22 protein-coding genes are annotated in these 20,214 nt (G+C 69.4%); 16 read left to right on the top strand and 6 right to left on the bottom strand.

Annotation, left to right across the window (positions count from 1 at the left end):
- The first annotated feature begins 1 nt into the window (after position 1).
- The 6 genes from ASE30_RS04210 (at position 2) to ASE30_RS04185 (ending at position 6,277) form a co-directional block, all read left to right on the top strand.
- Positions 2–1,489, top strand: a complete 1,488-nt coding sequence (locus ASE30_RS04210) for an efflux transporter outer membrane subunit (protein WP_057282969.1) — start codon at positions 2–4, stop codon at positions 1,487–1,489.
- A gap of 135 nt (positions 1,490–1,624) precedes the next feature.
- Positions 1,625–2,347, top strand: coding sequence for a response regulator transcription factor (locus ASE30_RS04205; RefSeq protein ID WP_057282968.1), 723 nt, complete (start codon positions 1,625–1,627; stop codon positions 2,345–2,347).
- Positions 2,348–2,420: 73 nt separating this feature from the next.
- On the top strand, positions 2,421–2,903 hold the full coding sequence (locus tag ASE30_RS04200; RefSeq protein ID WP_057282967.1) for a YbaK/prolyl-tRNA synthetase associated domain-containing protein: 483 nt from the start codon (positions 2,421–2,423) through the stop codon (positions 2,901–2,903).
- Positions 2,904–2,926: 23 nt separating this feature from the next.
- Positions 2,927–4,906 carry an FUSC family protein gene (locus tag ASE30_RS04195; RefSeq protein WP_057282966.1) on the top strand — a complete coding sequence of 660 codons (1,980 nt, stop codon included), beginning with the start codon at positions 2,927–2,929 and terminating at the stop codon, positions 4,904–4,906.
- Positions 4,907–4,909: 3 nt separating this feature from the next.
- On the top strand, positions 4,910–5,725 hold the full coding sequence (locus ASE30_RS04190; RefSeq protein WP_057282965.1) for an NRDE family protein: 816 nt from the start codon (positions 4,910–4,912) through the stop codon (positions 5,723–5,725).
- A gap of 117 nt (positions 5,726–5,842) precedes the next feature.
- On the top strand, positions 5,843–6,277 hold the full coding sequence (locus ASE30_RS04185) for a carboxypeptidase-like regulatory domain-containing protein (protein WP_057282964.1): 435 nt from the start codon (positions 5,843–5,845) through the stop codon (positions 6,275–6,277).
- A 49-nt stretch (positions 6,278–6,326) separates the two neighbouring features.
- Here ASE30_RS04185 and ASE30_RS04180 read toward each other — a convergent pair whose 3' ends face one another.
- The gene (locus ASE30_RS04180) at positions 6,327–6,701 is read right to left on the bottom strand and encodes an MAPEG family protein (protein WP_057282963.1); all 375 of its coding nucleotides are present in this window, start codon (positions 6,699–6,701) and stop codon (positions 6,327–6,329) included.
- A gap of 149 nt (positions 6,702–6,850) precedes the next feature.
- Here ASE30_RS04180 and ASE30_RS04175 point away from each other — a divergent pair, with 149 nt between their 5' ends.
- The gene (locus tag ASE30_RS04175) at positions 6,851–7,699 is read left to right on the top strand and encodes a type II CAAX prenyl endopeptidase Rce1 family protein (RefSeq protein WP_057282962.1); all 849 of its coding nucleotides are present in this window, start codon (positions 6,851–6,853) and stop codon (positions 7,697–7,699) included.
- Between the two features lie 141 nt (positions 7,700–7,840).
- Here ASE30_RS04175 and ASE30_RS04170 read toward each other — a convergent pair whose 3' ends face one another.
- From ASE30_RS04170 to arfB, 4 genes are all read right to left on the bottom strand, one after another.
- Positions 7,841–8,896: an alkene reductase gene (locus ASE30_RS04170; RefSeq protein WP_057282961.1), complete on the bottom strand. Its 1,056-nt coding sequence runs from the start codon at positions 8,894–8,896 to the stop codon at positions 7,841–7,843.
- A 54-nt stretch (positions 8,897–8,950) separates the two neighbouring features.
- Positions 8,951–9,298, bottom strand: a complete 348-nt coding sequence (locus ASE30_RS04165; RefSeq protein WP_057282960.1) for a helix-turn-helix transcriptional regulator — start codon at positions 9,296–9,298, stop codon at positions 8,951–8,953.
- Positions 9,299–9,373: 75 nt separating this feature from the next.
- Entirely contained in the window at positions 9,374–10,066 is a 693-nt protein-coding gene (locus tag ASE30_RS04160; protein ID WP_057282959.1) for a DUF2238 domain-containing protein, read from the bottom strand.
- Positions 10,063–10,479 (bottom strand): alternative ribosome rescue aminoacyl-tRNA hydrolase ArfB, encoded by a 417-nt coding sequence (gene arfB, locus ASE30_RS04155; protein ID WP_057282958.1) that lies wholly within the window; start codon positions 10,477–10,479, stop codon positions 10,063–10,065. The genes ASE30_RS04160 and arfB overlap by 4 nt, the downstream gene beginning before the upstream one ends.
- A gap of 195 nt (positions 10,480–10,674) precedes the next feature.
- Between arfB and queE the strand changes: the two genes are divergently transcribed.
- From queE to ASE30_RS04120, 7 genes are all read left to right on the top strand, one after another.
- Positions 10,675–11,307: a 7-carboxy-7-deazaguanine synthase gene (gene queE, locus ASE30_RS04150; RefSeq protein ID WP_057283268.1), complete on the top strand. Its 633-nt coding sequence runs from the start codon at positions 10,675–10,677 to the stop codon at positions 11,305–11,307.
- A gap of 28 nt (positions 11,308–11,335) precedes the next feature.
- A complete protein-coding gene (queD, locus tag ASE30_RS04145; RefSeq protein WP_057282957.1) occupies positions 11,336–11,779 on the top strand; it encodes a 6-carboxytetrahydropterin synthase QueD in 444 nt (147 codons plus the stop codon).
- Between the two features lie 224 nt (positions 11,780–12,003).
- Positions 12,004–12,477, top strand: coding sequence for a MarR family winged helix-turn-helix transcriptional regulator (locus tag ASE30_RS04140; protein WP_057282956.1), 474 nt, complete (start codon positions 12,004–12,006; stop codon positions 12,475–12,477).
- Positions 12,474–14,537, top strand: a complete 2,064-nt coding sequence (locus ASE30_RS04135; RefSeq protein WP_057282955.1) for an FUSC family protein — start codon at positions 12,474–12,476, stop codon at positions 14,535–14,537. Before ASE30_RS04140 ends, ASE30_RS04135 begins: the two co-directional genes overlap by 4 nt.
- Positions 14,534–14,746, top strand: a complete 213-nt coding sequence (locus ASE30_RS04130) for a DUF1656 domain-containing protein (RefSeq protein ID WP_057282954.1) — start codon at positions 14,534–14,536, stop codon at positions 14,744–14,746. Before ASE30_RS04135 ends, ASE30_RS04130 begins: the two co-directional genes overlap by 4 nt.
- A 2-nt stretch (positions 14,747–14,748) precedes the next feature.
- Entirely contained in the window at positions 14,749–15,663 is a 915-nt protein-coding gene (locus ASE30_RS04125) for an HlyD family secretion protein (RefSeq protein ID WP_057282953.1), read from the top strand.
- Positions 15,664–15,739: 76 nt separating this feature from the next.
- On the top strand, positions 15,740–17,161 hold the full coding sequence (locus ASE30_RS04120; protein ID WP_057282952.1) for an efflux transporter outer membrane subunit: 1,422 nt from the start codon (positions 15,740–15,742) through the stop codon (positions 17,159–17,161).
- Here the strand turns inward: ASE30_RS04120 and ypfH are convergent, their stop codons facing one another.
- Positions 17,162–17,866, bottom strand: a complete 705-nt coding sequence (gene ypfH, locus ASE30_RS04115; RefSeq protein ID WP_057282951.1) for an esterase — start codon at positions 17,864–17,866, stop codon at positions 17,162–17,164.
- Positions 17,867–18,105: 239 nt separating this feature from the next.
- Here ypfH and imuA point away from each other — a divergent pair, with 239 nt between their 5' ends.
- Positions 18,106–18,810, top strand: a complete 705-nt coding sequence (gene imuA / locus ASE30_RS04110) for a translesion DNA synthesis-associated protein ImuA (RefSeq protein ID WP_057282950.1) — start codon at positions 18,106–18,108, stop codon at positions 18,808–18,810.
- Positions 18,740–20,209 (top strand): DNA polymerase Y family protein, encoded by a 1,470-nt coding sequence (locus tag ASE30_RS04105; RefSeq protein ID WP_057282949.1) that lies wholly within the window; start codon positions 18,740–18,742, stop codon positions 20,207–20,209. Before imuA ends, ASE30_RS04105 begins: the two co-directional genes overlap by 71 nt.
- Positions 20,210–20,214 lie beyond the last annotated feature (5 nt).

The following is a 20,214-nucleotide window of genomic DNA, read 5'->3' as shown; positions in this document are numbered from 1 at the left end:
CATGCCCCGCCTATCCCGCCTGCTCGCCCCCCTTCCCCTGGCCTCGATGGCGCTGTCCGCATTGTTGCCGGGCTGCGCGGTCGGCCCGGACTTCGCATCGCCCGCGGCGCCGGAGGTGGCGTCCTATACGGCGCAGGCCGAGACCAAGGCCCAGACCCAGGCCGCGCCCGCCAGCGCCGCGCAGCGGTTCCACCCGGACCGGGACATCCCGGCCGAGTGGTGGCGGCTGTTCCATTCCGACGCGCTGGACCGGCTGGTGCGGCAGGCGCTGGACGCCAGCCCCACCCTGGAACAGGCGCGCGCCCGGCTGCGCCAGGCCCAGGAGGACCTGAACGCAGAGACGGGCGGACGCCTGCTGCCGTCGGTCGACGGCAACCTTTCCGTAGCCAGGCAGAAAGTGGACCCCTCCGCCTTCGGCGTGCCGGTGACCGAGCCGCCCCCGCCCTTCACGCTCTACAACGCCTCGATCGACGTGTCCTACACGCTGGACGTGTTCGGCGGCAACCAGCGGGTGCTGGAGGGACTGGCGGCGCAGGTGGATTACCAATCGCACGAAATGCAGGCCGCCCGCATGGCGCTGGCAGCCAACGTGGTCACCGCCGCCATCCGCCAGGCCGACCTGGGCGAACGGCTGGCGGCCACGCGGGAGCTCCTGGCCGCCCAGACCCGCCAGCAGGACATCATGCGGCAGCGCCTGGACGCCGGCGGCATCGCGCTGGCCGATCTGCGCAACCAGGAGCTGCTGGTCGCCCAAACCCGCGCCACGGTGCCGCCGCTGGAGTACCAACTGGCACAGGTGACGCATCAGCTTGCCGCCTATCTCGGCGTGCCGCCCGCCGCGCTGCAATCGGCGCCGCTGCGGCTGGCCGACCTGACCCTGCCGGCCGACGTGCCCACGGGCGTGCCGTCGGCGCTGACACGCCAGCGGCCCGACATCCTGGCCGCCGAAGCCCTGTGGCACAAGGCGTCCGCCGATGTGGGCGTGGCCACGGCCAACCTGTATCCGCAGTTCACGCTGACCGCCAGCTTCGGATCGCAGCGCACCGGCGCGGGCGATCTGGCCGATGGCGTCAATATCTGGAATCTGGGGCTGGGACTGGTGCAGCCGCTGTTTCATGGGGGCGAACTGCGCGCGCGCAAGCGTTCGGCCCAGGCCGCCTACGACGCCGCGGCCGCCAGTTACCAGCAGACAGTCCTGGACGGTTTCCGGCAGGTGGCCGACGCGCTGCGCGCCGTGCAGACGGACGGCGACGCATTCAATGCCTATGACGATGCATGGCGGCGCGCCGACGAAGCGGGCCGGATCGCGGCCGGCCGTTACCAGGCCGGCGGTATCAGCCATCTGAGCCTGCTGGACAGCCAGCGCCAGGTGTTGCAGGCGCGCATCTCCCGCACGGCGGCGGATGCGGCGCGCTACACCGACACGGCCGCGCTGTTACAAGCGCTGGGCGGCGGCTGGTGGAACGAAGCGGGCGCGGCGCCGCCCTGACGCCCGCGTAAACGCAGTCCGGACGGCCATGTCCGAGAATTCGGGTACGAAAGTGTCGTTGTGCGAGGTTTGGGAAACCCTTGTATCCGATGCATCATGCAAGCGCTCAAGCTGCACAGATGTTCACAACGATTCATGAATGACTTATTAGACCTGATCGTCTTCGCTCCCGATGCCGGGCAGCGCGTACGCCGCAGCGACGAATTGGCCGGAATGGGATTTTCGCCGCGATGCTGCGAAGACTCCAATGGACTGTTCCGGCTGTTCCAGACGCGCCGTACCCCGCTGCTGGTGATGCAAGCCGAATTTTCCGATCTTTGCATGGCCGTCGCAGGTCTGCGCGCCATGGATACCACCGCCGGCATCGTCGCCGTTTCCGCCTTCGACTCCCCGGAGAACCGCATCCTCGGCCTGCACTGCGGGGCCGACGCCTGCTTTTCGCTCGATGTCGCCACCGCCGAGATCGCGGCGGCGCTGCAGGCGCTGGTGCGCCGGGTGCCTGCCACCGGCCGCCGCGCGCCCGAGGCCGAACCGCGCGCGCCCGTGCCCGTCCCTGCCGCCGAATCCACCGGCAAATGGCAGTTCCTCGATGCCGCCTGGACGCTCGTCAGCCCGCAGGGCACGCGCCTGTCGCTGACCCAGGCCGAACGGGAGTTCCTGCTGAAGCTGACGGCCTCCCCCGACAAGCGCATGCCCCGCAGCGACCCGCCGGGCGTCGATTCTCGTTCGGGCCGCGAGTCCATGCGCCGCACCGATGTCCTCGTGAGCCGTTTGCGGCGCAAGGCGCAGGACGTGCCCATGGAACTGCCGATCCGCACCGTCTGGGGCTGGGGCTACGCCTTCACCGGAGAGATCTGACGGCCGCGCGCGGGCGTATCATGCGGCGTACGGGGCCGAATCCCGGCGCCCCCTTTTCCGCTGCCGTCACCCCATGGAAGTCTTTGAACGCCTGCAAGCCCTTCTTGCCCAGAACCAGGCGCGCTACCGCCTGCTCGAACACGCCGCGGCCGGCCGTTCCGTCGAGGTCGCGGCCATACGCGGCACCGAGGTCAGCCAGGGCGCCAAGGCGCTGGTCTGCCGCGTGAAGATCTCATCGAACCAGCGCAAGAACGTGCTGGCCGTGTTTCCGGCCGACAAGCAGGCCGACCTGGACGCGATCGCGCGCGCGGCGGGCGGCAAAAAGGCATCGCTGGCCTCCCAGGACCTGGCGCGCGAACTCACCGGATGCGAGATCGGCGCGATCCCGCCCTTCAGCTTCAATCCCGACCTGCTGCTGCTGGTGGATCCCACCCTGCGCGCCCGCCACGATGAAATCGTGTTCAACGCCGGCCGCCTGGACGCCTCCATCCTGCTGAACACGGAAGATTACTTCCGCCTGGCCGCGCCCGAAGAGGCGCCGCTGATCAAGGCCTGAACGCCGACGCCCATGAGGCCACCGTGTCCCGCCCCACGCTGAACCACGGCGCGCGCGCCTCCAACATGCGCTGGCTGATGAGCCTGGCGCACATGGAGCCTTCGCCCGTGAATCCCTGGGTGATGCTGCGCGCGGCTCTGGCCATCGGCCTGCCGTCGGCCGTGGGCATGGCGCTGGACCAGAGCGCCGCCGCCGCGCTGGTGGCGCTGGGCGCGCTGCCCGCCATCACGGGCGACAACGGCGGCCCCTACCGCAACCGCGCGCTTTCCATCGGTTCGACGGTGTTCGGCGGCGCGCTGGGCTATCTGCTGGGCAACCTGGTAGCGGGCCACGGCCTGTGGACCTCGGCCGCGATGATGGTCCTGGTGCTGGCGGCCAGCCTGGTCGGCACGTTCAACAACATCGCCGCCGTGGCCACCCTGCAGTTCGCCACGTATGTCATCGTGGGGTCGAGCCTGACGTCCACCCTGCCGCCCTGGCTGCCTTCGGTGCTGGTGGGCGCGGGCGGCCTGTTCGGCCTGACGCTCACCCTGTCGGGCTGGATCGTCAACCCCATCGCGCCCGAACGCGCCGCGGTGGCGCAGGCCTACCGCAAGCTGGCGGCGATGTTCGCGGCCACCGGCACGTCCCGCCTCATGATCGCGCGCCGCGACATGGAAGCGGCCATGAGCGCCGCCTACGATACCGTGCTGGCCGCGAGAGGCCGCGCGGCGGGTCCATCGCCCCGGCTCGCGCGGCTGGCCGCCCAGCTACAGGCCTGCACGCCGCTGACCAATGCCGCATTGGCGCTGGCGCGCGCCGGCCGCGTGCTGCCGCCAGAATGCGCCCGCGTCATGAATCATCTGGCCGACCGGGTGGAGAACGACGCCGAACCGGACGCGCGCGATGACATCGCCGCGCTGCGCCAGGCCGGCATGCCGCTGCTGGCCGATGCGCTGGCGCAGGCGCAGCCCCTGCTGGACGGCGCCAGGCCTTCCGAAGCCGAGGCGTTCGCCGCCCTGCAACCCGCGCGCCCGCGCACGCCATGGCGCGTGCTGGCGCGCACCTACCGGCCCGGACCGGCGACCGTGCGCTACCTGGTGCGCCTGGGGCTGTGCCTGGCCGCCGCGGAAGCCGTGGCCCTGGCGGCCTCGCTGCCCCGGTCTTATTGGGTGCCGCTGATCGTGGTGGTGGTGTTCAAGCCCAATTTCGGCTCGGTCTTCGCGCGCGCGCTGCAAAGCTGCGCGGGCAGCGTCGTCGGCGTGGCGATCAGCGCGACCGTGCTGGCGCTGGACCGTGGCGGCATCGCCAGTCTGCTCATCGTGGCGGCGCTGGCCGCGTTGCTGCCGTGGTCGATACGGCGCAATTACGGCCTGTTCTCGGCCATACTGCTGCCCATCCTCATGCTGCTGATCGGCGCCCTGCAGCCGGGAAGCTGGCCCATCGCGCTGGCGCGGCTGGTCGACGTGGGCGTCGCCGCGGCCATCGTGCTGCTGGTGGGCTACCTGCCCTGGATGCGCATCGAACGCAACAACCTGGACCATGCCGTATCCACCGCCATCGCAACCCTGGCCGCCTACCTGAACACGGTCTTCCAGGCGGATGCCGCCAACCGTCACGTCCTGCGCGCGCAGGCCTATGCGCGTCTGTCCGACCTGCGCATCGCGCTGCAGCGCGGGCTGTCCGAGCCCCGGCTGGTCAGCCGCCGCGCGCTGGCATGGTGGCCGGTGGAAGTGGCGCTGGAACGCGTGGCCAATGCGATCTCGGACACCGCCTGGCCGCTGCAGGCCGGCCAGGACACGCCCACCGCCGCACAAATCGCCCTGCTGTCCGCCGACCTGAAGCGCATCGCCGCGGCGGTGGAACAGGGCACGCCGATGCCGGCGGACGCCATCGCCGCTCCGGCGCCCGCCTTGCGGGACGTGGCCGCCGAGATCGAAGCCTTGCGCGCAACACTTGCCGGTCCCGATTTCACGGCGGCTCCCGGCCGCGCCACCCCCACATCCACCGCCAACCAGGTCTGAATCATGTGTCTTGCCGTACTGGCCCTGCATTCCCTTCCCGGCATTCCCGTGCTGATCGCCGCCAATCGCGACGAATTCCACGTGCGCCCCACCCTGCCCGCCGCGCAATGGGCCGACGCGCCCGCGATCTACGCCGGCCGCGACGGCCTGGCCGGCGGCACCTGGATGGGCGTGACCAGCCACGGCCGCTACGCGCTGGTGACCAACTTCCGCGAGCCGGGCAGGCATCTGGACAATGCGCCGTCGCGCGGCGCGCTGGTCGAGGATTTCCTGCGCGGTTCTATGGAGCCGCGGGCCTACCTGGCGGACGTGCACCGGACCGGCCAGGCCTATAACGGATTCAACCTGATCGTCGGCGACTCCCGCGAGGCCTGGTACCTGAGCAACCGCGACGGCGGGCCGCGCGCGCTCGCGCCCGGCGTCTACGCGCTGTCCAACCATCTGCTGGACACGCCCTGGCCCAAGCTGGCCCGCACCAAGGCGGCGTTCATGGCCGTGCTGCAAGGCCATCCGCAGCCCGACTTGCCCGCGCTCTACGCCGCGCTGGCCGACCGCAATCCCGCGGACGACGGCGATCTGCCCGCCACCGGTCTGCCCCTGGACCGCGAACGGCTGTTGAGCAGCCCCTTCATCGTCAGCCCGGACTATGGCACCCGCAGCTCTAGCGTGTTGGCGCTGCACGGCGACGGCGCCGGACAGCTGCATGAAAGGCGCTTCGCGCCCGACGGCGCTGTCAGCGGCGAAAGCCGTCTGACGTTTTCCTGGCGCCCCGCCCCCGGCGGCGATATTCTGCAACAGCCGCCTGAAACAATCGGTTGATATCCCAGGCATCGTGACGCGAACTCCGCGCGGGCATGCGGGTCGAACGTCTTGCTTTCGTCCGGCGATGGTTGGCCCGGCACGCCGCCGTCCCGGACATCCTGTCAGGAGAATCCTATGAACAAGAGAATCGAACGCTGCACCATGGCCACCGCCATGGCGCTGGGCAGCATGGCCATCGCGGGAATCCTGTCGACGGCGCAGGCCGGCATGCCGCCGGTGCAGCATCAGGGCCCGGTGGAATACGTCAGCGGCGGCATCGGCATCGACGAATCCGAAGCCATGAAAGCCGCCGCCAGCCATTACCCGCTTGCGCTCACCTTTGCCGCGCAGCGCGACGGCAAGGCGGACTACGTGGCCGATGTCGCGGTCGTGATCCGCGACGCACAGGGCAAGTCCGTGCTGCAGGTGACGGCCGAGGGCCCCTACATGCTGGTGAAGCTGCCGGCGGGCAGCTACAAGGTGTCCGCCACCTACAACGGCAAGGCGCAAGAGCGCGAGGTGTCCGTGCAAGGCGCCGGCACCGTGCGCGCGATGTTCGAGTGGAAGTGAGGAAAGACAGGCGGGGCCTGGCCGCGCGGAAAAGCCGCCCCGCCAGGCTTTAGACGCCCGAGAACAGGATCGCGATGACGAAGCCCACGCTGATCGCCCAGACCAGCGAGCGCAACGCGCCCCAATTTGCCAGGTACATGGCCAGATACCCCAGCCGCACGCCCAGCCAGCAAGCCATCAGGCTGGCCACGTGCGCCGTCGGCGCCTGGTTGTAGAGCGCGAACAACACGGCGGCAAAGAAGAACGGCAACGCCTCGAACGTATTGGTCTGCGCCGCATTGGCGCGCGCGCGCCAACCCTCCTGGCGCGCCAGCCACGCGCGTGGATCGTTGTTGTCGAATTTCCTGCCGCCCGCCTTGGCCACAATCGCCGACACGAACGGCAGCAGCGCCGCCCCCAACATCAGCCACGCGATGGTTTTCATTCTTGACTCCTGTACACACGTTTGCGGGCCGCAAACGATACCGCATCCGTGCCGTCGCGCAGGGATTGGTTCCGGCATGGGGATATAGGCTGATCGAATAGCCTGGCCGCGCTTACACTGAGCGCTTTGCGCGCGCCCCGCCTCCGCCAATGCCCGTCATTTCCCCCTGGTCCGCCCTGTTTCTGGCCGCCGCCATGCTATGGCCGCCGGCCACGCGCCGCTGGGCGCTGGCGCCTCTGGGAGCCGCCTCGGTGTGGGCCTTTTACGAGGGCGTGGTCGATCCCGTGGCGTTCGCCTGGCCCGCGCTGCTGGTGCTGGCCGCGGCGCTTGTGCGCCCGCAAGGCAGTCCTGCCGCGCGCGCCGCCGGGCACGCACTGTTTCTTGCGCTGGCCGCGCTGCTCTTTCTGCATCTGCTGCCCGGATTCCACAACCCGCTGGTGATTGCGCCCGTCCCGCTGAGCGCGAACGCGGTGCCCTTTGGCCTGTACCTGAACATGGACAAGCCTCTGGTGGCGTTCTGGGTCGTGCTGGCGTTGGCGCCGCCGATGACGGCCGCCAATCCGCGCGCCACCTGGGCCGCCGCGATCCTGGCGTGCGCGGCCGCGGTGCTGGCATGCCTGGGATGCGCGCTGGCGCTGGGCGTGGTGGGATGGGCGCCCAAATGGCCCGCGTCCGGCTGGCTCTGGCTGATCAACAATGCCTTGCTGGTTACGCTGGCGGAAGAAGCCCTGTTCCGCGGCTATGTGCAGCAGCGGCTGGCCGCATGGTGGGGCCACCGCGCCTGGGGCGCCTGGGCGGCGCTGGTCGTGGCGGCCGTACTATTCGGCCTGGCCCACTACGCGGGCGGCTGGCAATGGATGCTGCTGGCCGGCCTGGCTGGCGCGGCCTATGGCGCCGCGTACAAATACGGCGGCCTGGGCGCGGCGGTGCTGGCGCACCTGGGCCTGAACGCGGCGCACTTCGGCTTGTTCACCTATCCGATGCGCGCCGCGCTCTAAGCGCCATGTACACGCTCTGCAGACGCCACGTTCGCGTCATACAGGCGTCGTGCAGGCGTCATGCAGACGCCACGTTCGCGCCATGCGCCATGCATACACCACGCACTCGCCTGCGGCCCCGCAAAACGCGGGCCCGCAAACTTACGCCGGCAGCGCCGGATAGTCCGTGTACCCTTCGGCGCCCGACGCGTAGAACGTGGACGGATTGGGCTTGTTCAGCGGCGCGTTGATTTCAATCCGCCGCGCCAGATCGGGCGTGGCGATGTACGGCACGCCGAACGCCACCGCGTCGGCCTTGCCCGCGGCCACGGCGGCCTCGGCGGATTCCCGCGTATAGCCTTCGTTGGCGATGTACACGCCGCCGAACTCGGCCTTCAGGACCGGGCCCAGGCTGTCGGCGGCTTCATGTTCGCGCACGCACAGAAAGGCGATGCCGCGTTTGCCCAGTTCGCGCGCCACGTAGCGGAAGGTGCCGGCAAGATCGGAGTCGCCCATGGTGTGGATGTCGCCGCGCGGCGACAGGTGCACGCCCACGCGGCCCGCGCCCCATACCGACACGCAGGCGTCGACCACTTCCATCAGCAGGCGGGCGCGGTTTTCGAGAGAACCGCCGTACTGGTCGGTGCGCTGGTTGGTGCTGTCCTGCAGGAACTGGTCCAGCAGGTAGCCGTTGGCGGCATGCACTTCGACGCCGTCAAAGCCCGCTTCCATCGCCATCTGCGCGCCATGGCGATAGGCCTGGACCACGCCCGGGATTTCCGCGGTTTCCAGCGCGCGCGGCGTGACGTAGGCGCGCTGGGGACGCACGTGGCTGACATGGCCCTTGGCCGCGATGGCGCTGGGCGCGACGGGCAGCTCGCCGTCGAGGAACAGCGGATCCGAAATGCGCCCGACGTGCCACAACTGGGCCACGATCAGGCCGTCCAGGTCATGCACGGCGGACGTGACCTTGCGCCAGCCCTTGACCTGTTCGGTGGACCACAGGCCCGGGGTATCGGCATAGCCCACGCCCTGGGGCGTCACGGCGGTGGCTTCGGTCAGGATCATTCCGGCGCCGGCGCGCTGGGTGTAGTACTCGACCATCAGGTCGTTGGGCACGCGGCCGGCGCTGGCGCGCTGCCGGGTCAGGGGCGCCATGACGACGCGGTTGCGCAAGGCCAGGTCGCCAGCGCGCAGGGGTTCAAACAAGCGGTTCATGCAAAATCCTTCCACCCCGGGGTACGGGGCGTTTTGGCGGGTGCGGCGAGTTGCCTACATATCCAGGTTCAGTTGCCGCAGGAACGCGGCAATCACGGATTCATTGCGACGAAAGAAGACCCACTGCCCCACCTTCGTGGCCGAGATCAGACCCGCGCGTTGCAAGACGGCCAGATGCGAAGACACCGTGGACTGGGACAGCCCGCAGCGGTTATCGATGTGGCCCGCGCACACCCCGTGTTCGAAGGTGTGGCCAGGGCTTTCCTCGAAATACGCATGAGGCGTCTTCAGCCACGCAAGGATGTCGCGCCGCACGGGGTTGGCCAGCGCCTTGAGGATGGCGTCGGCGTCGATGCCGGGTTGCGTGCCGATCTGATCGGGGGATGAAGCGGATGCGGTCATATTTGTATATCGCAATTTATCGAATCATATATCGTGAAGAACCGATATATCCTTATGCCCCTGCGGACGTTGAGGCTATTGGCCCCGCTGCGCTTGCCCAGGCTTGAGGCTGTCGGCCCAGTCGCGCGCCAGATCGCGCTGCGCCCGCCAGTTGACCAGCGCGGTGACGGCCATGGCGATGGCCGCCCCCAGCGCCGCCAGCGCCATGTCTTTCTGGGCGTCCCAGATGTCGCCCTGCGTGCCCAGGTAGGCGGCGCCGAGGTCGCCCCCGACAAATTCCGCCGCGCCCCATTCGATCAGTTCGTACAGCGCCGACGTGGACAAGGTCACGTCCAGGGGCAGGAAGTAGGCCCAGAAGCCGCGCACCTCGACCACCCGCAGGAAGATCTCGCGGATGGGATAGGCCAGCAGCAAGCCATACGAAAAATGCACCACCCGATCGAAATTGTTGCGCTCCCAGCCGACCAGGCTGTTGAAGCCATGGCCGGTCAAGGCGCGCCACCACTCGTCGTAGGGCACCAGCGAATAGGTGTAGTGCGCGCCGACGGCATGCAGGCACAGATACAGGAAGATCAGCGTGTACGACACGCGCGAGAACACGAACCAGCGCCGCGTGAAGAACAGCGCGCCGCCGAAGGCCAGCACCAGGACGTTTTCCAGCGCCCAGTCCGCGCGGTCGTGCGGATGGATCGCCAGCGCCAGCCAGAGCACAGCGAACAGCGCCGCCAAAGTGAACAGGTGGCGCCGCCGCGCGTCGGCCACGATCATTCGCCCTGGACGCGGCCACGCAGGCGCTTGACCTCGCCGTGCACCACCTTGCGCTGCACGCGGCGGCGCTGCGATGAGCGGGTGGGCTTGGTCGGGCGGCGCGGCTTGTCGACCTGGATCGCCGAACGCACCATGGCGAGCAGGCGTTCGATGGCTTCGGCGCGGTTCTTTTCCTGGCTGCGAAACGACTGCGACTTGATGACGATCACGCCGTCCTTGGAGATGCGATGGTCGCTCACGGCGCACAAGGCATCCTGGACCTCGGGCGGCAGGCTGGACGCGCGGACATCGAAGCGCAGGTGGACGGCGCTGGAAACCTTGTTGACGTTCTGCCCGCCCGCGCCCTGGGCGCGGATCATGGTGAACGTCAGGTCGCGTTCGTCGATGTATAGGGAATCTTGGACGTTGAACATAGGCGGGAAGTCTACAACTCCCTCACGCTTTGCGCACGATGGGCGCTCGGCAAGAATGCCCGGCCGGTCCCGCGGTGGGCGTGGCCGGACCGCGCGAGACCAACCGCTGGTAGGGTCTTTAGGCGTACATCGGCCGCGGCAAGTAAAATAGTGCGCTTTTGCTCGATTTTCATGGCGCCCTGCCGCCAGATCCTTATGACTTACTCCGCCAAAGAAATCTTCAAGACCCTGCAAGGCGAAGGCGCCCATGCGGGCCGCGCGGCGGTATTTTGCCGGTTTGCGGGCTGTAATCTCTGGACCGGCCGCGAAAGCGACCGCGCCAGCGCCGCCTGCACCTTCTGCGACACCGACTTCATCGGCACCGACGGCGACGGCGGCGGCAAGTTCGCCACGGCGGACCTGCTGGCCGACGCCATTGCCGCGGCCTGGGGCCCCGGCGCCGATGACCGTTATGTGGTCTTCACCGGCGGCGAACCCCTGCTGCAACTGGACGCGCCGCTGCTGGCCGCGGTTCATGCGCGCGGCTTCACCGTGGCCATCGAGACCAACGGCACGATCAAGCCGCCCGCGGGCATCGACTGGATCTGCGTCAGTCCCAAGGGCACGGCGCCCGTCGTCGTGGAACGCGGCAACGAGCTCAAGCTGGTCTATCCGCAGCCCAACGCCCTGCCCGCGGCGTTCGCGCATCTGGATTTCGAGCATTTCTTCCTGCAACCCATGGACGGCCCCGCGCGCGCGGCCAACACCGAGCAGGCCGTCCAGTACTGTATGCAGCATCCGCAATGGCGGCTCAGCCTGCAAACCCACAAATACATAGGCATTCCATGATTTACCCCCACGCCTTGCGGAGCACGCGATGATTTCCGTGACCCGCAGGCTCGAGTTCGACGCCGGCCACCGCATTCCCGATCACCGCAGCCAGTGCCGCAACCTGCACGGCCACCGCTACGTGCTGGAGATCACGCTGACGGGCGACGTGGTGCAGGCGCCGGGCGAGTCCGACAACGGCATGCTGATGGACTTCTCCGAAATCAAGCACATCGCCAAGACCCACATCGTGGACGTCTGGGACCACGCGTTCCTGGTCTTCGAAGGGGACGCCGCCGTGCGCGGCTTTCTGGACAGCCTGCCCGACCACAAGACCGTCGTGCTGGACCGCATTCCCACCGCGGAAAACCTGGCGGCCATCGTCTTCGAAACGCTGGCGCCGCACTACCACGGCCATTACGGCGCGGACCTGCGCCTGACCCGCGTGCGCCTGTACGAAACGCCCAATTGCTGGGCCGACTGCAACGGTTGAGTCTTCCGGGCCAGCGGCGCGGCGGCTGAAAAGCCCTCCCGCTGCCGTTCGGCGCCGCCTCGGGCGGCGAAGGCCCGGGCGCCAGGCCCGGCATTCCCTGCCCCCTATTTCCCGGTTTTCCATCAGCGGTAAGTCCGCCCCTATTTCCCCAATTGAAAAAATCCATGGAGATATTCGCCATTTTCAATTATTAGTAAGCTAATAGATAGGATACAATCTATTCCATGAACACGCCTTCCGACTCCCAACTCATGGCCACCACCGCAAACCTGATGGTGCTGTCGCGCGCTTATCGCGGCGCCGCCGACAAGGCGCTCGTCGACTATGGCCTGTCGCAGGCCACCGCCTGGCCGGTCATCCTGGCCGGCCGGCTGGGAGACGGCGTGCGCCAGGGCGCGCTGGCCGAGGCGCTGGGCGTCGAGGGGCCGTCGCTGGTGCGGGTGCTGGACCAACTGGTCGCCGCCGGCCTGATGGAGCGCCGCGAAGACGCCCACGACCGCCGCGCCAAGACGCTGCACCTGACCGAAGCCGGCCATGCGCTGCGCGCGCAGGTCGAAGCCGTGCTGGTCGAACTGCGCCGCCGCCTCTTCAACGGCGTGAGCGAAGCGGACCTGGAAGCCTGCGAGCGCGTTTTCGATGTGCTGAAGGTGTCGCTGGGCCGCAGCGGGGCCGGCGCCCACGAGGACACGCGGCCATGAAATTGCCGAACGTCCGCGAAACCATCTTTTCGCTCAAGAGCTACCTGAGCGCCATCATGGCGCTCTATCTGGCTTACAGCATCGGTTTGCCGCGTCCGTTCTGGGCCATGACCACCGCCTATGTCGTGGCCCAGCCCTGGTCCGGCGCCGTGCGGTCCAAGGCGCTGTACCGCCTGGTCGGCACCTTCATCGGTTCCGCCGCCACCGTCTACATGGTGCCGCGGCTGTCGAATTCGCCCGTCATCATGACCGGCGCGATGGTGCTGTGGGTGGGCGCCTGCCTGTACATGTCGGTGCTGGACCGCGCGCCGCGCTCGTACCTGTTCATGCTGGCCGGCTACACCGCCGCCATGATCGGCTTTCCCAGCGTGACGGACCCTTCCCTGGTGTTCGACACGGCGCTCGCCCGCGTCGAGGAAATCAGCCTGGGCATCGTGTGCGCCACGCTGATCCACAGCATCGTCCTGCCGCGCGGCCTGGCGCCCGCGCTGACGCTGCAACTGGACAAAGCGGTGCGCGACGCCCGCAACTGGATGCATGACACGCTCAGCGGCAAGAACGCCGAGCAGCGCGACAAGGACCGCCGCGTGCTGGCCAACGACATCACGCAGTTGCGCCTGCTGTCCACGCATGTCCCGTTCGACACCAGCAACCTGCGCTGGACCGCGGGCGCCGTGCGCGCCATGCAGGACCAGATCTCGGCGCTGACGCCGGCCGTCTCGGCCGTGGAAGACCGCATGCGCGCTCTGCAGGCCGGCGGCCGGGCCTTGCCCGAACCCGTGGCGGCGCTGCTGCGCGACATCTCCGAATGGATCAATGCCGGCGCGCAGGCATCGCATGAAACGGCCGTGCGCCTGCGCGCGGCCGTGACGCGGCTGACGCCCGGCATCGACAGCCGCTCAAGCTGGCGCGACGCCCTGCTGGCCAGCCTGATGACGCGGCTGCGCGAGCTCATTGACACCTATGACGAATGCCTGGCCCTGCGCCGCGATATCCGCGCCGGCCTGCAAGGCGCGCCGCTGCGCGCCCCGGTGCGCGCGTCGCGGTCCGCGCGCGATCCCAATTCGGCGCTGCACCGCGACCACGGCATGGCGCTGCTTTCCGCGCTGGCGGCGGGCGTGGCCATTTCGGTCTGCTGCGCGTTCTGGATCGGCACGGCCTGGAGCAACGGCGCCACCGCCGCGCTGATGGCCGCCATCTTCAGTTGCTTTTTCGCGTCCCAGGACAACCCCGTTCCCGGCATCATGCAGTTCCTGACCTACACGGTATATTCGATTCCGCTGTCGGCGCTGTACCTGCTGGGCATCATGCCCGCCATCCATTCGTTCGAGATGCTGGCCCTGTCGATGCTGCCCACCGCCTTCGTGCTGGGCATCTTCATCGCCCGGCCAGCCAGCGCCGGCAAGGCCATGGCCTTGCTGTTCGGCTTCCTGGGCACCATGGCGCTGCAGGACACCAACACCGCCGACGTCGTGTCCTTCATCGATACGCAAGTCGCCCAATGCATGGGCGTGGCCACGGCCGCGATCATCGCCGCCATCTTCCGCACGGTCAGCGCCGACTGGAGCGCGCGCCGCATCCAGGCCGCCAACTGGAAAGAGCTGGCGACGCTGGCGAGCTCGCCGCGCGCGCCGTCGCGCCACACGTATACGGCCCGCATGCTGGACCGCATCGGCCTGCTGCAGCCGCGCCTGGCGCTGGCCAAGCGGCCCGACGACCTGGTGGCCGCCGACGCGCTGAAAGACCTGCGCGTGGGCCGCGACATCACCGAGCTGCAGCGGGCGCGCCGCCACCTGCCGATGGCCGACCCCACGATCCAGCCGGTGCTCGACAGCCTGGCGCAATTCTTCCGCATCCGCTCGTCAGAGCGCGCGCACGATAAGCCGCCCGAATTCCTGACGCAGATCGACCGCGCGCTTGCCAGCGTGGCCGCCACGCCGCAAGGCCCGACCGCGCGCGACCGCGCCGTGGTGGCGCTGGTGGGCATCCGCCGCGCGTTCTTCCCCGACGCGCCCGACTACCAACCCGCCCATCCCGCGATGGAGGGCCAAGCATCATGACCGGCGAATTCAACCTGTATGGCATTTACTTCCCCTGGCTGCTGGTGCTGGGCGTGATCACCCTGGCCGTGGCCTGGGGCGTGCGCCGCGTGCTTGCGCGCGCCGGGCTGTATCGCCTGGTGTGGCACCCCGCGCTGTTCGACCTGGCGCTGTTCGTGGTGCTGCTGTACGGCGTTTCCCTCATTTCCCCTTATTTTCTCCAGAGATAGGTATGAAACTTCCCAATGCCCTTCGCCCTGCCGCCGTCGGCAAGTTCGCGGTGACGGCCATCGTCGTGGCCACCGCCGCTTACGCCGGCTGGCAGCTCTGGGACCACTATGAAGTCGAACCCTGGACGCGCGACGGGCGCGTCAAGGCCTACGTGGTGCAGGTCGCGCCCGACGTTTCCGGCCTGGTGACCCGCGTGCCCGTGCACGACAACCAGGACGTGAAGGCCGGCGACCTGCTGTTCGAGATCGACCGCGCGCGCTTCCAGCTTGCCTTCGACCAGGCCCAGGCCGCGATGCGTTCGCAACAGGTGGCGCACGATCAGGCGCTGCGCGACGCCAAGCGCAACCGCTCGCTGGGCCAACTGGTGGCCGCCGAGGCCGTCGAGCAAAGCCAGACCAAGGTGCAGCAGACCGAAGCGGCGCTCGCCCAGGCCGAGGTGCAGCTGAACACCGCGCGCCTGAACCTGGAGCGTAGCCGCGTGCTGGCCGCCAGCGATGGCCGCGTCACCAACCTGGATCTGCGCGCGGGGTCCTACGCCACCGCCGGCCATGGCGTGATGGCGCTGGTGGACGCCGGCTCCTTCTACGTGGAAGGCTACTTCGAGGAAACCAAGCTGCCCGGCATCCGTGAAGGCGACCCGGTCACCGTGACCCTGATGGGCGATTCGCGCCACATCCGCGGCCACGTCGAGAGCATCGCCATGGGCATCGCCGACCGCGACCGCAGCACCGGCGCCAATCTGCTTCCCAATGTGAACCCGACCTTCAACTGGGTCCGTCTGGCGCAGCGCATCCCCGTGCGCGTGAAGATCGACGACGTGCCCGATGGCGTGCGCCTGGTGGCCGGCCAGACCGCCACCGTGTCGGTGGACCCTGCGCCCGCCCAGGCGCCGGCCGCCTTGCCCCGGGCTTCCTGACACGCGCCGCCCTCACCCCGCTTACCCACCCGTTTACCAACCCGCAACCTCTTATCGACGCCAAGCCGTACCTGCCATGAACACCAAACACCTACTTCCGCTGATGCTGGCCCTCGCGCTGGCCGGATGCGCCTCCGTTGGGCCTGACTATCAGGTGCCCGCCGAGTCGGCCTCCGGGCGGCCGAGCGCGCAATCGTCGTTCGTGGAAGCGCAGGCGGGGGTGTACCGGCAGGAAGCGGTGCCTGGCCACTGGTGGCGCCTGTACAACGACCCCGTGCTGGACGGACTGGTCGAGCAAGCCCTGGGCGCCAACACCGACCTGCGCGTCGCCAGCGCCAACCTGGAACGCGCGCAGGCCGCCTTGCGGGAAACCCAGGCGCAGCAGCAGCCCACGATCGGCGTCAATGCGTCGCCCACCTTCGGCCACGTGTCCGGCCTGCAGGAACTGCAGCCGGGCATCGATCCCCCCAACCGCTGGTCCTATTCCGCGGGCGCCAGCGTGTCGTACCAGCTTGACCTCTTCGGCCAGATCCGCCGCGCCGTGGAGGCGTCCAGCGGCGACGCGCAGGCCGCGCAAGCCGCCTACGACGCCACCCGCGTCACCGTGGCGGCCGAGACCGCCCGCGCCTACGCCAACTTGTGCGCGGCCGGCATGCAGCTGGGTTCGGCCCAGCATTCGGTGCAGGTGCAAAAGGAATCGGTGGACGCCGTCAGCCGGCTGCAGCGCGCCGGCCGCGGCACCACGCTGGACGTGACCCGCGCGCGCAGCCAGCTTGAACAGTTGCAGGCCAACCTGCCGCCCTTCCAGGCGCAGCAGCGCACCGCGCTGTACCGCCTGGCCGCACTCACCGGGCAGACGCCCCGCGACATCTCGCCCGCGCTGCTGCAATGCGCCACCGCGCCCAAACTGACGGAGACCATCCCGGTGGGCGACGGCGCCGAACTGCTGCGCCGCCGGCCGGACATCCGGCAGGCGGAACGCACCCTGGCCGCTTCGACCGCGCGCATCGGCGTGGCCACGGCCGATCTCTATCCCAAGATCACGCTGGGCCTGTCGGGCGCGTCGGGCGGCCCGGCCTCCATGCTCGGCGACCGCGGCACATTCGGCTGGAGCGTGGGGCCGCTGATTTCCTGGACCATTCCCAACACCGGCGCCGCGCAGGCCCGCATCGCCGAAGCCGAGGCCAATACCAAGGCCGCGGCGGCCCGCTTCGATGCGACCGTGCTGAATGCCTTGCGCGAAACCGAAAGCGCGCTGGTCGTCTATGCCCGGCAACTGGACCGGGACACCGCCCTGCGCGCCGCGCGCGACCAGAGCGCGGAAGCCGCCGCGCAGGCGCGCCGGCTGTTCCAGTACGGCAAGACCGACTACCTGACGGTGCTGGACGCCGACCGCACGCTGGCCACCAACGAGAGCGCGCTGGCCGCCTCGCAGGCCGAACTCAGCGGCGACCAGATCGCGCTGTTCCTGGCGCTGGGCGGCGGCTGGGAAAAGTGATCAATGCACCGTCGTGCCGTCGGGCGGGGCCTGGTTCAGGCCCAGCGCGGCCTCCCAACTGCGCAGCGGCACGCAGGTCTGCAGGCGCACGATGGCGCGCTGGATCAGGGCCGGGTGCAATTCGTGTCCGACATGGGTCGCGATGTCGATGGTGGAATCGCCATGCAGTTCGTTCAGCCGCGTCTGCGCCGCCTGGGCGTGGGCCACGCTCATGACAGGGTCGTCGGCGCCATGCAGCAGGTGGATGGTGGTGTATTGCGGAGCGGCTTTGGGCAGTTGCGCATAGCGTCCCGAAAACGCGATGACGCGCCCGGCCATGCCATCGTGGGCCTGCACCAGTTCCAGCGCCATGATGGCGCCCTGCGAAAAGCCCGCCAGCGCGGTGTCCGATTGCAGCAGGCCGAAGCGGGCCTGCGCGTCGCGCACATAGGCTTCCAGGGGCGGCAGGGCCTGGGCCACGCGGTCGGGGCGGTTTTCGTCGGTGACGCCGCGCACCGAAAACCATTGCCGGCCCGCGCCGCCTCCGTCGAAAGGCTCGAAGCCCTGGGGGATCAGCACCGCCGCGGCCGGAAACGCCGCGCGCACGGCATCGGCCAGGGGGCTGAGGGTCTCGGGCGAGCCGCCCACGCCGTGCAGCAGGATGAAGAGCTGGCGCACGTCGACGCCCGGATCGGGAAGAAATTCGATAGAACTGGAAGATGCCATAAACCGCTCCGTGCTGGCATGGGGCCGCAGAACCGAGCCCCGGTTGCCGGATTGTAAAATGCGCGGCGGGATATCCGGGCGCCTTGGATACGCCGCGGCGGTCGGCGCCCGTTGCCGAAGGCGCCGGCGGCGCGCGCGGGGGGCACGAAGGCCGGGCACTTTTCGATACGTCCGGCGGGATCAAAGCCCGGTACAATACTGTATATTCATACAGCTATCGAGCCCCGGGCGTCCCCGCCATGCAGTCCCCTGAACGTATCCATCCCGCGTTGTGGCGCGCCACCCAGCTTGCCCAAGGCGTCGCCCGCACCCTGCCCACCGGGCATGCGGCGCTGTCGGCCGAACTGCCCGACGGCGGCTGGCCGCTGGGTTCGCTGGTCGAACTGCTGACCCCGCATCCCGGCGTGGGAGAAATCCGCCTGCTGCGCCCGGCGCTGGCCCAGTTAGAAACGCGCCGCCCCATCGCGCTGGTGCAGCCTCCGCACGTTCCGCACATCGCAAGCTGGATGAGCTGGCGGCTGGATCCCCGGCAATTGCTGTGGGTGGCGCCCGAAAAACCCGTCGACGCCCTGTGGGCCACCGAGCAGATCCTGAAAAACGGGAGTTGCGGCGCGCTGATCTGCTGGCTGCCCCATGTGCGTCCCGAATCCCTGCGCCGCCTGCACCTGGCGGCCCAGGCCAGCGACCTGCTGTTCATCGCCGTGCGTCCGTCGCGCGCCGCGCAGAACGCCACCCCCGCCGCCCTGCGGCTGGCGCTTGCGCCCGCGCCGGGCGGCTTGTCCGTACACATACTCAAGCGCCGGGGGCCTGTCAGCGACACGCCGCTGTACGTGGGCCTGGAGCCCGGCGCCCTTACGCCTTCTTCCCCCCGCCATGCGCCTCTGGATCGCCGCCTGCCTGCGCTGCCTGCCGCTGGACGCCATACGCCCGCACTGGCCGCATGAAGGGCAGGCGTTCGCCGTCCTGGACCAGGAACGCGTCGCCGCCCTTACTCCCGCCGCCCGCCAGGCCGGCGTCACGCCGGGCATGCGCCGCGCCGGCGCGGCGGCCATCGCTCCCCAGGTCGAGCTGCTGCCCCGCAATGCCCTGGCCGAAGCCGAAACCCTGCAAGGCGCGGCGCTGGCCTTGCTGCAGTACACGCCCGAAATCGCCCTGAGCGGCGACGACACCGTGCTGCTGAACGTGGGCGCCAGCCTGATGTTCTTTCGCGGCCCGCGGGCACTGAGCCGGCGGGTGGCCGCCACGCTGCGCGCGCTGGACCTGCGCGTGACGCTGGGCATGGCGCCCACCGCCACGGGCGCCTGGCTGCTGGCGCACCGTGCCGGCCGGCGCGCGCCCCGGCGCACCCTGACGCTGCCCACGCTGGCGCGCCGGCTGGATGCCCTGCCCCTGACGCTGCTGCCCCAGGCCCAAGCCCGGCGGGACTGGCTGGACGACATCGGCTGCCACACCCTGGCGCACCTGCGCGCCCTGCCGCGCGCGGGCCTGCAGCGGCGCAGCACGCCCGACCTGCTGCAGGCCCTGGATGCCGCCTATGGCCAGGCGCCCGAGCTCTACCGCTGGATCGAACCGCCCAATCAGTTTTCGCGGCGTATCGAACTCATGGACTATGTCGAGCACACTGACGCGGTGCTGGCCGTGGCGCGCCGGCTGGCCGAGCAACTCGGCGGCTGGCTGACCGCCCGGCAACTGGCGGTGCGGCGCGTGGTGCTCAGCATGGAACACGAACGCGGCCGCCACGCCCGGCCCCCCACCGAACTGGAACTGGCCCTGGCCCAGCCCGTCTGGCAGGCGCCGCAGCTCTTGCACCTGCTGCGCGAAAAACTGAATCACTTCACGCTGGAAGCCCCCGTCATCGCCGTGACGCTGCTGGCGCCCGACACGGTGGAACAGCCCGCCGCCAGCACCACCCTGTTTCCCGAACCCGGCGGCACCGCCGCCGACCACGCCCGCCTGATCGACCTGCTGGTAGCCCGGCTGGGCCGCGGCCAGGTGCGCCACGCCCACCCCATCCCCGATCACCGTCCCGAGGCCGCCAATTCCTGGGGCGACGCGCTGGCCCCGCCGCAGCGCCCCGAACCCCTGCCCACCCTGCTTGACCGCCCGTTCTGGCTGCTGGAATCCCCGCAACCCCTGAAGCTGTCCGGCCATCGGCCGCAGTACGGCGGCCAGGCCCTGCGGCTGACGCGCGGTCCCGAACGCATCGAAAGCGGCTGGTGGGATCCGGCCCTGACCGTGCGCGATTATTTCGTGGCCGAAGACGCGGCCGGCGCGCGCTACTGGATCTACCGCGAACGCGATGCCGAGCACGCGCGCTGGTTCCTGCATGGGCTGTACGCCTGAGCACG

It is taken from the genome of Achromobacter sp. Root83, assembly GCF_001428845.1.
Classification (GTDB): Bacteria; Pseudomonadota; Gammaproteobacteria; order Burkholderiales; family Burkholderiaceae_B; genus Achromobacter.
Note: the sequence above shows the minus strand (reverse complement) of the source record. Positions and strands in the feature narration are given on the sequence as shown.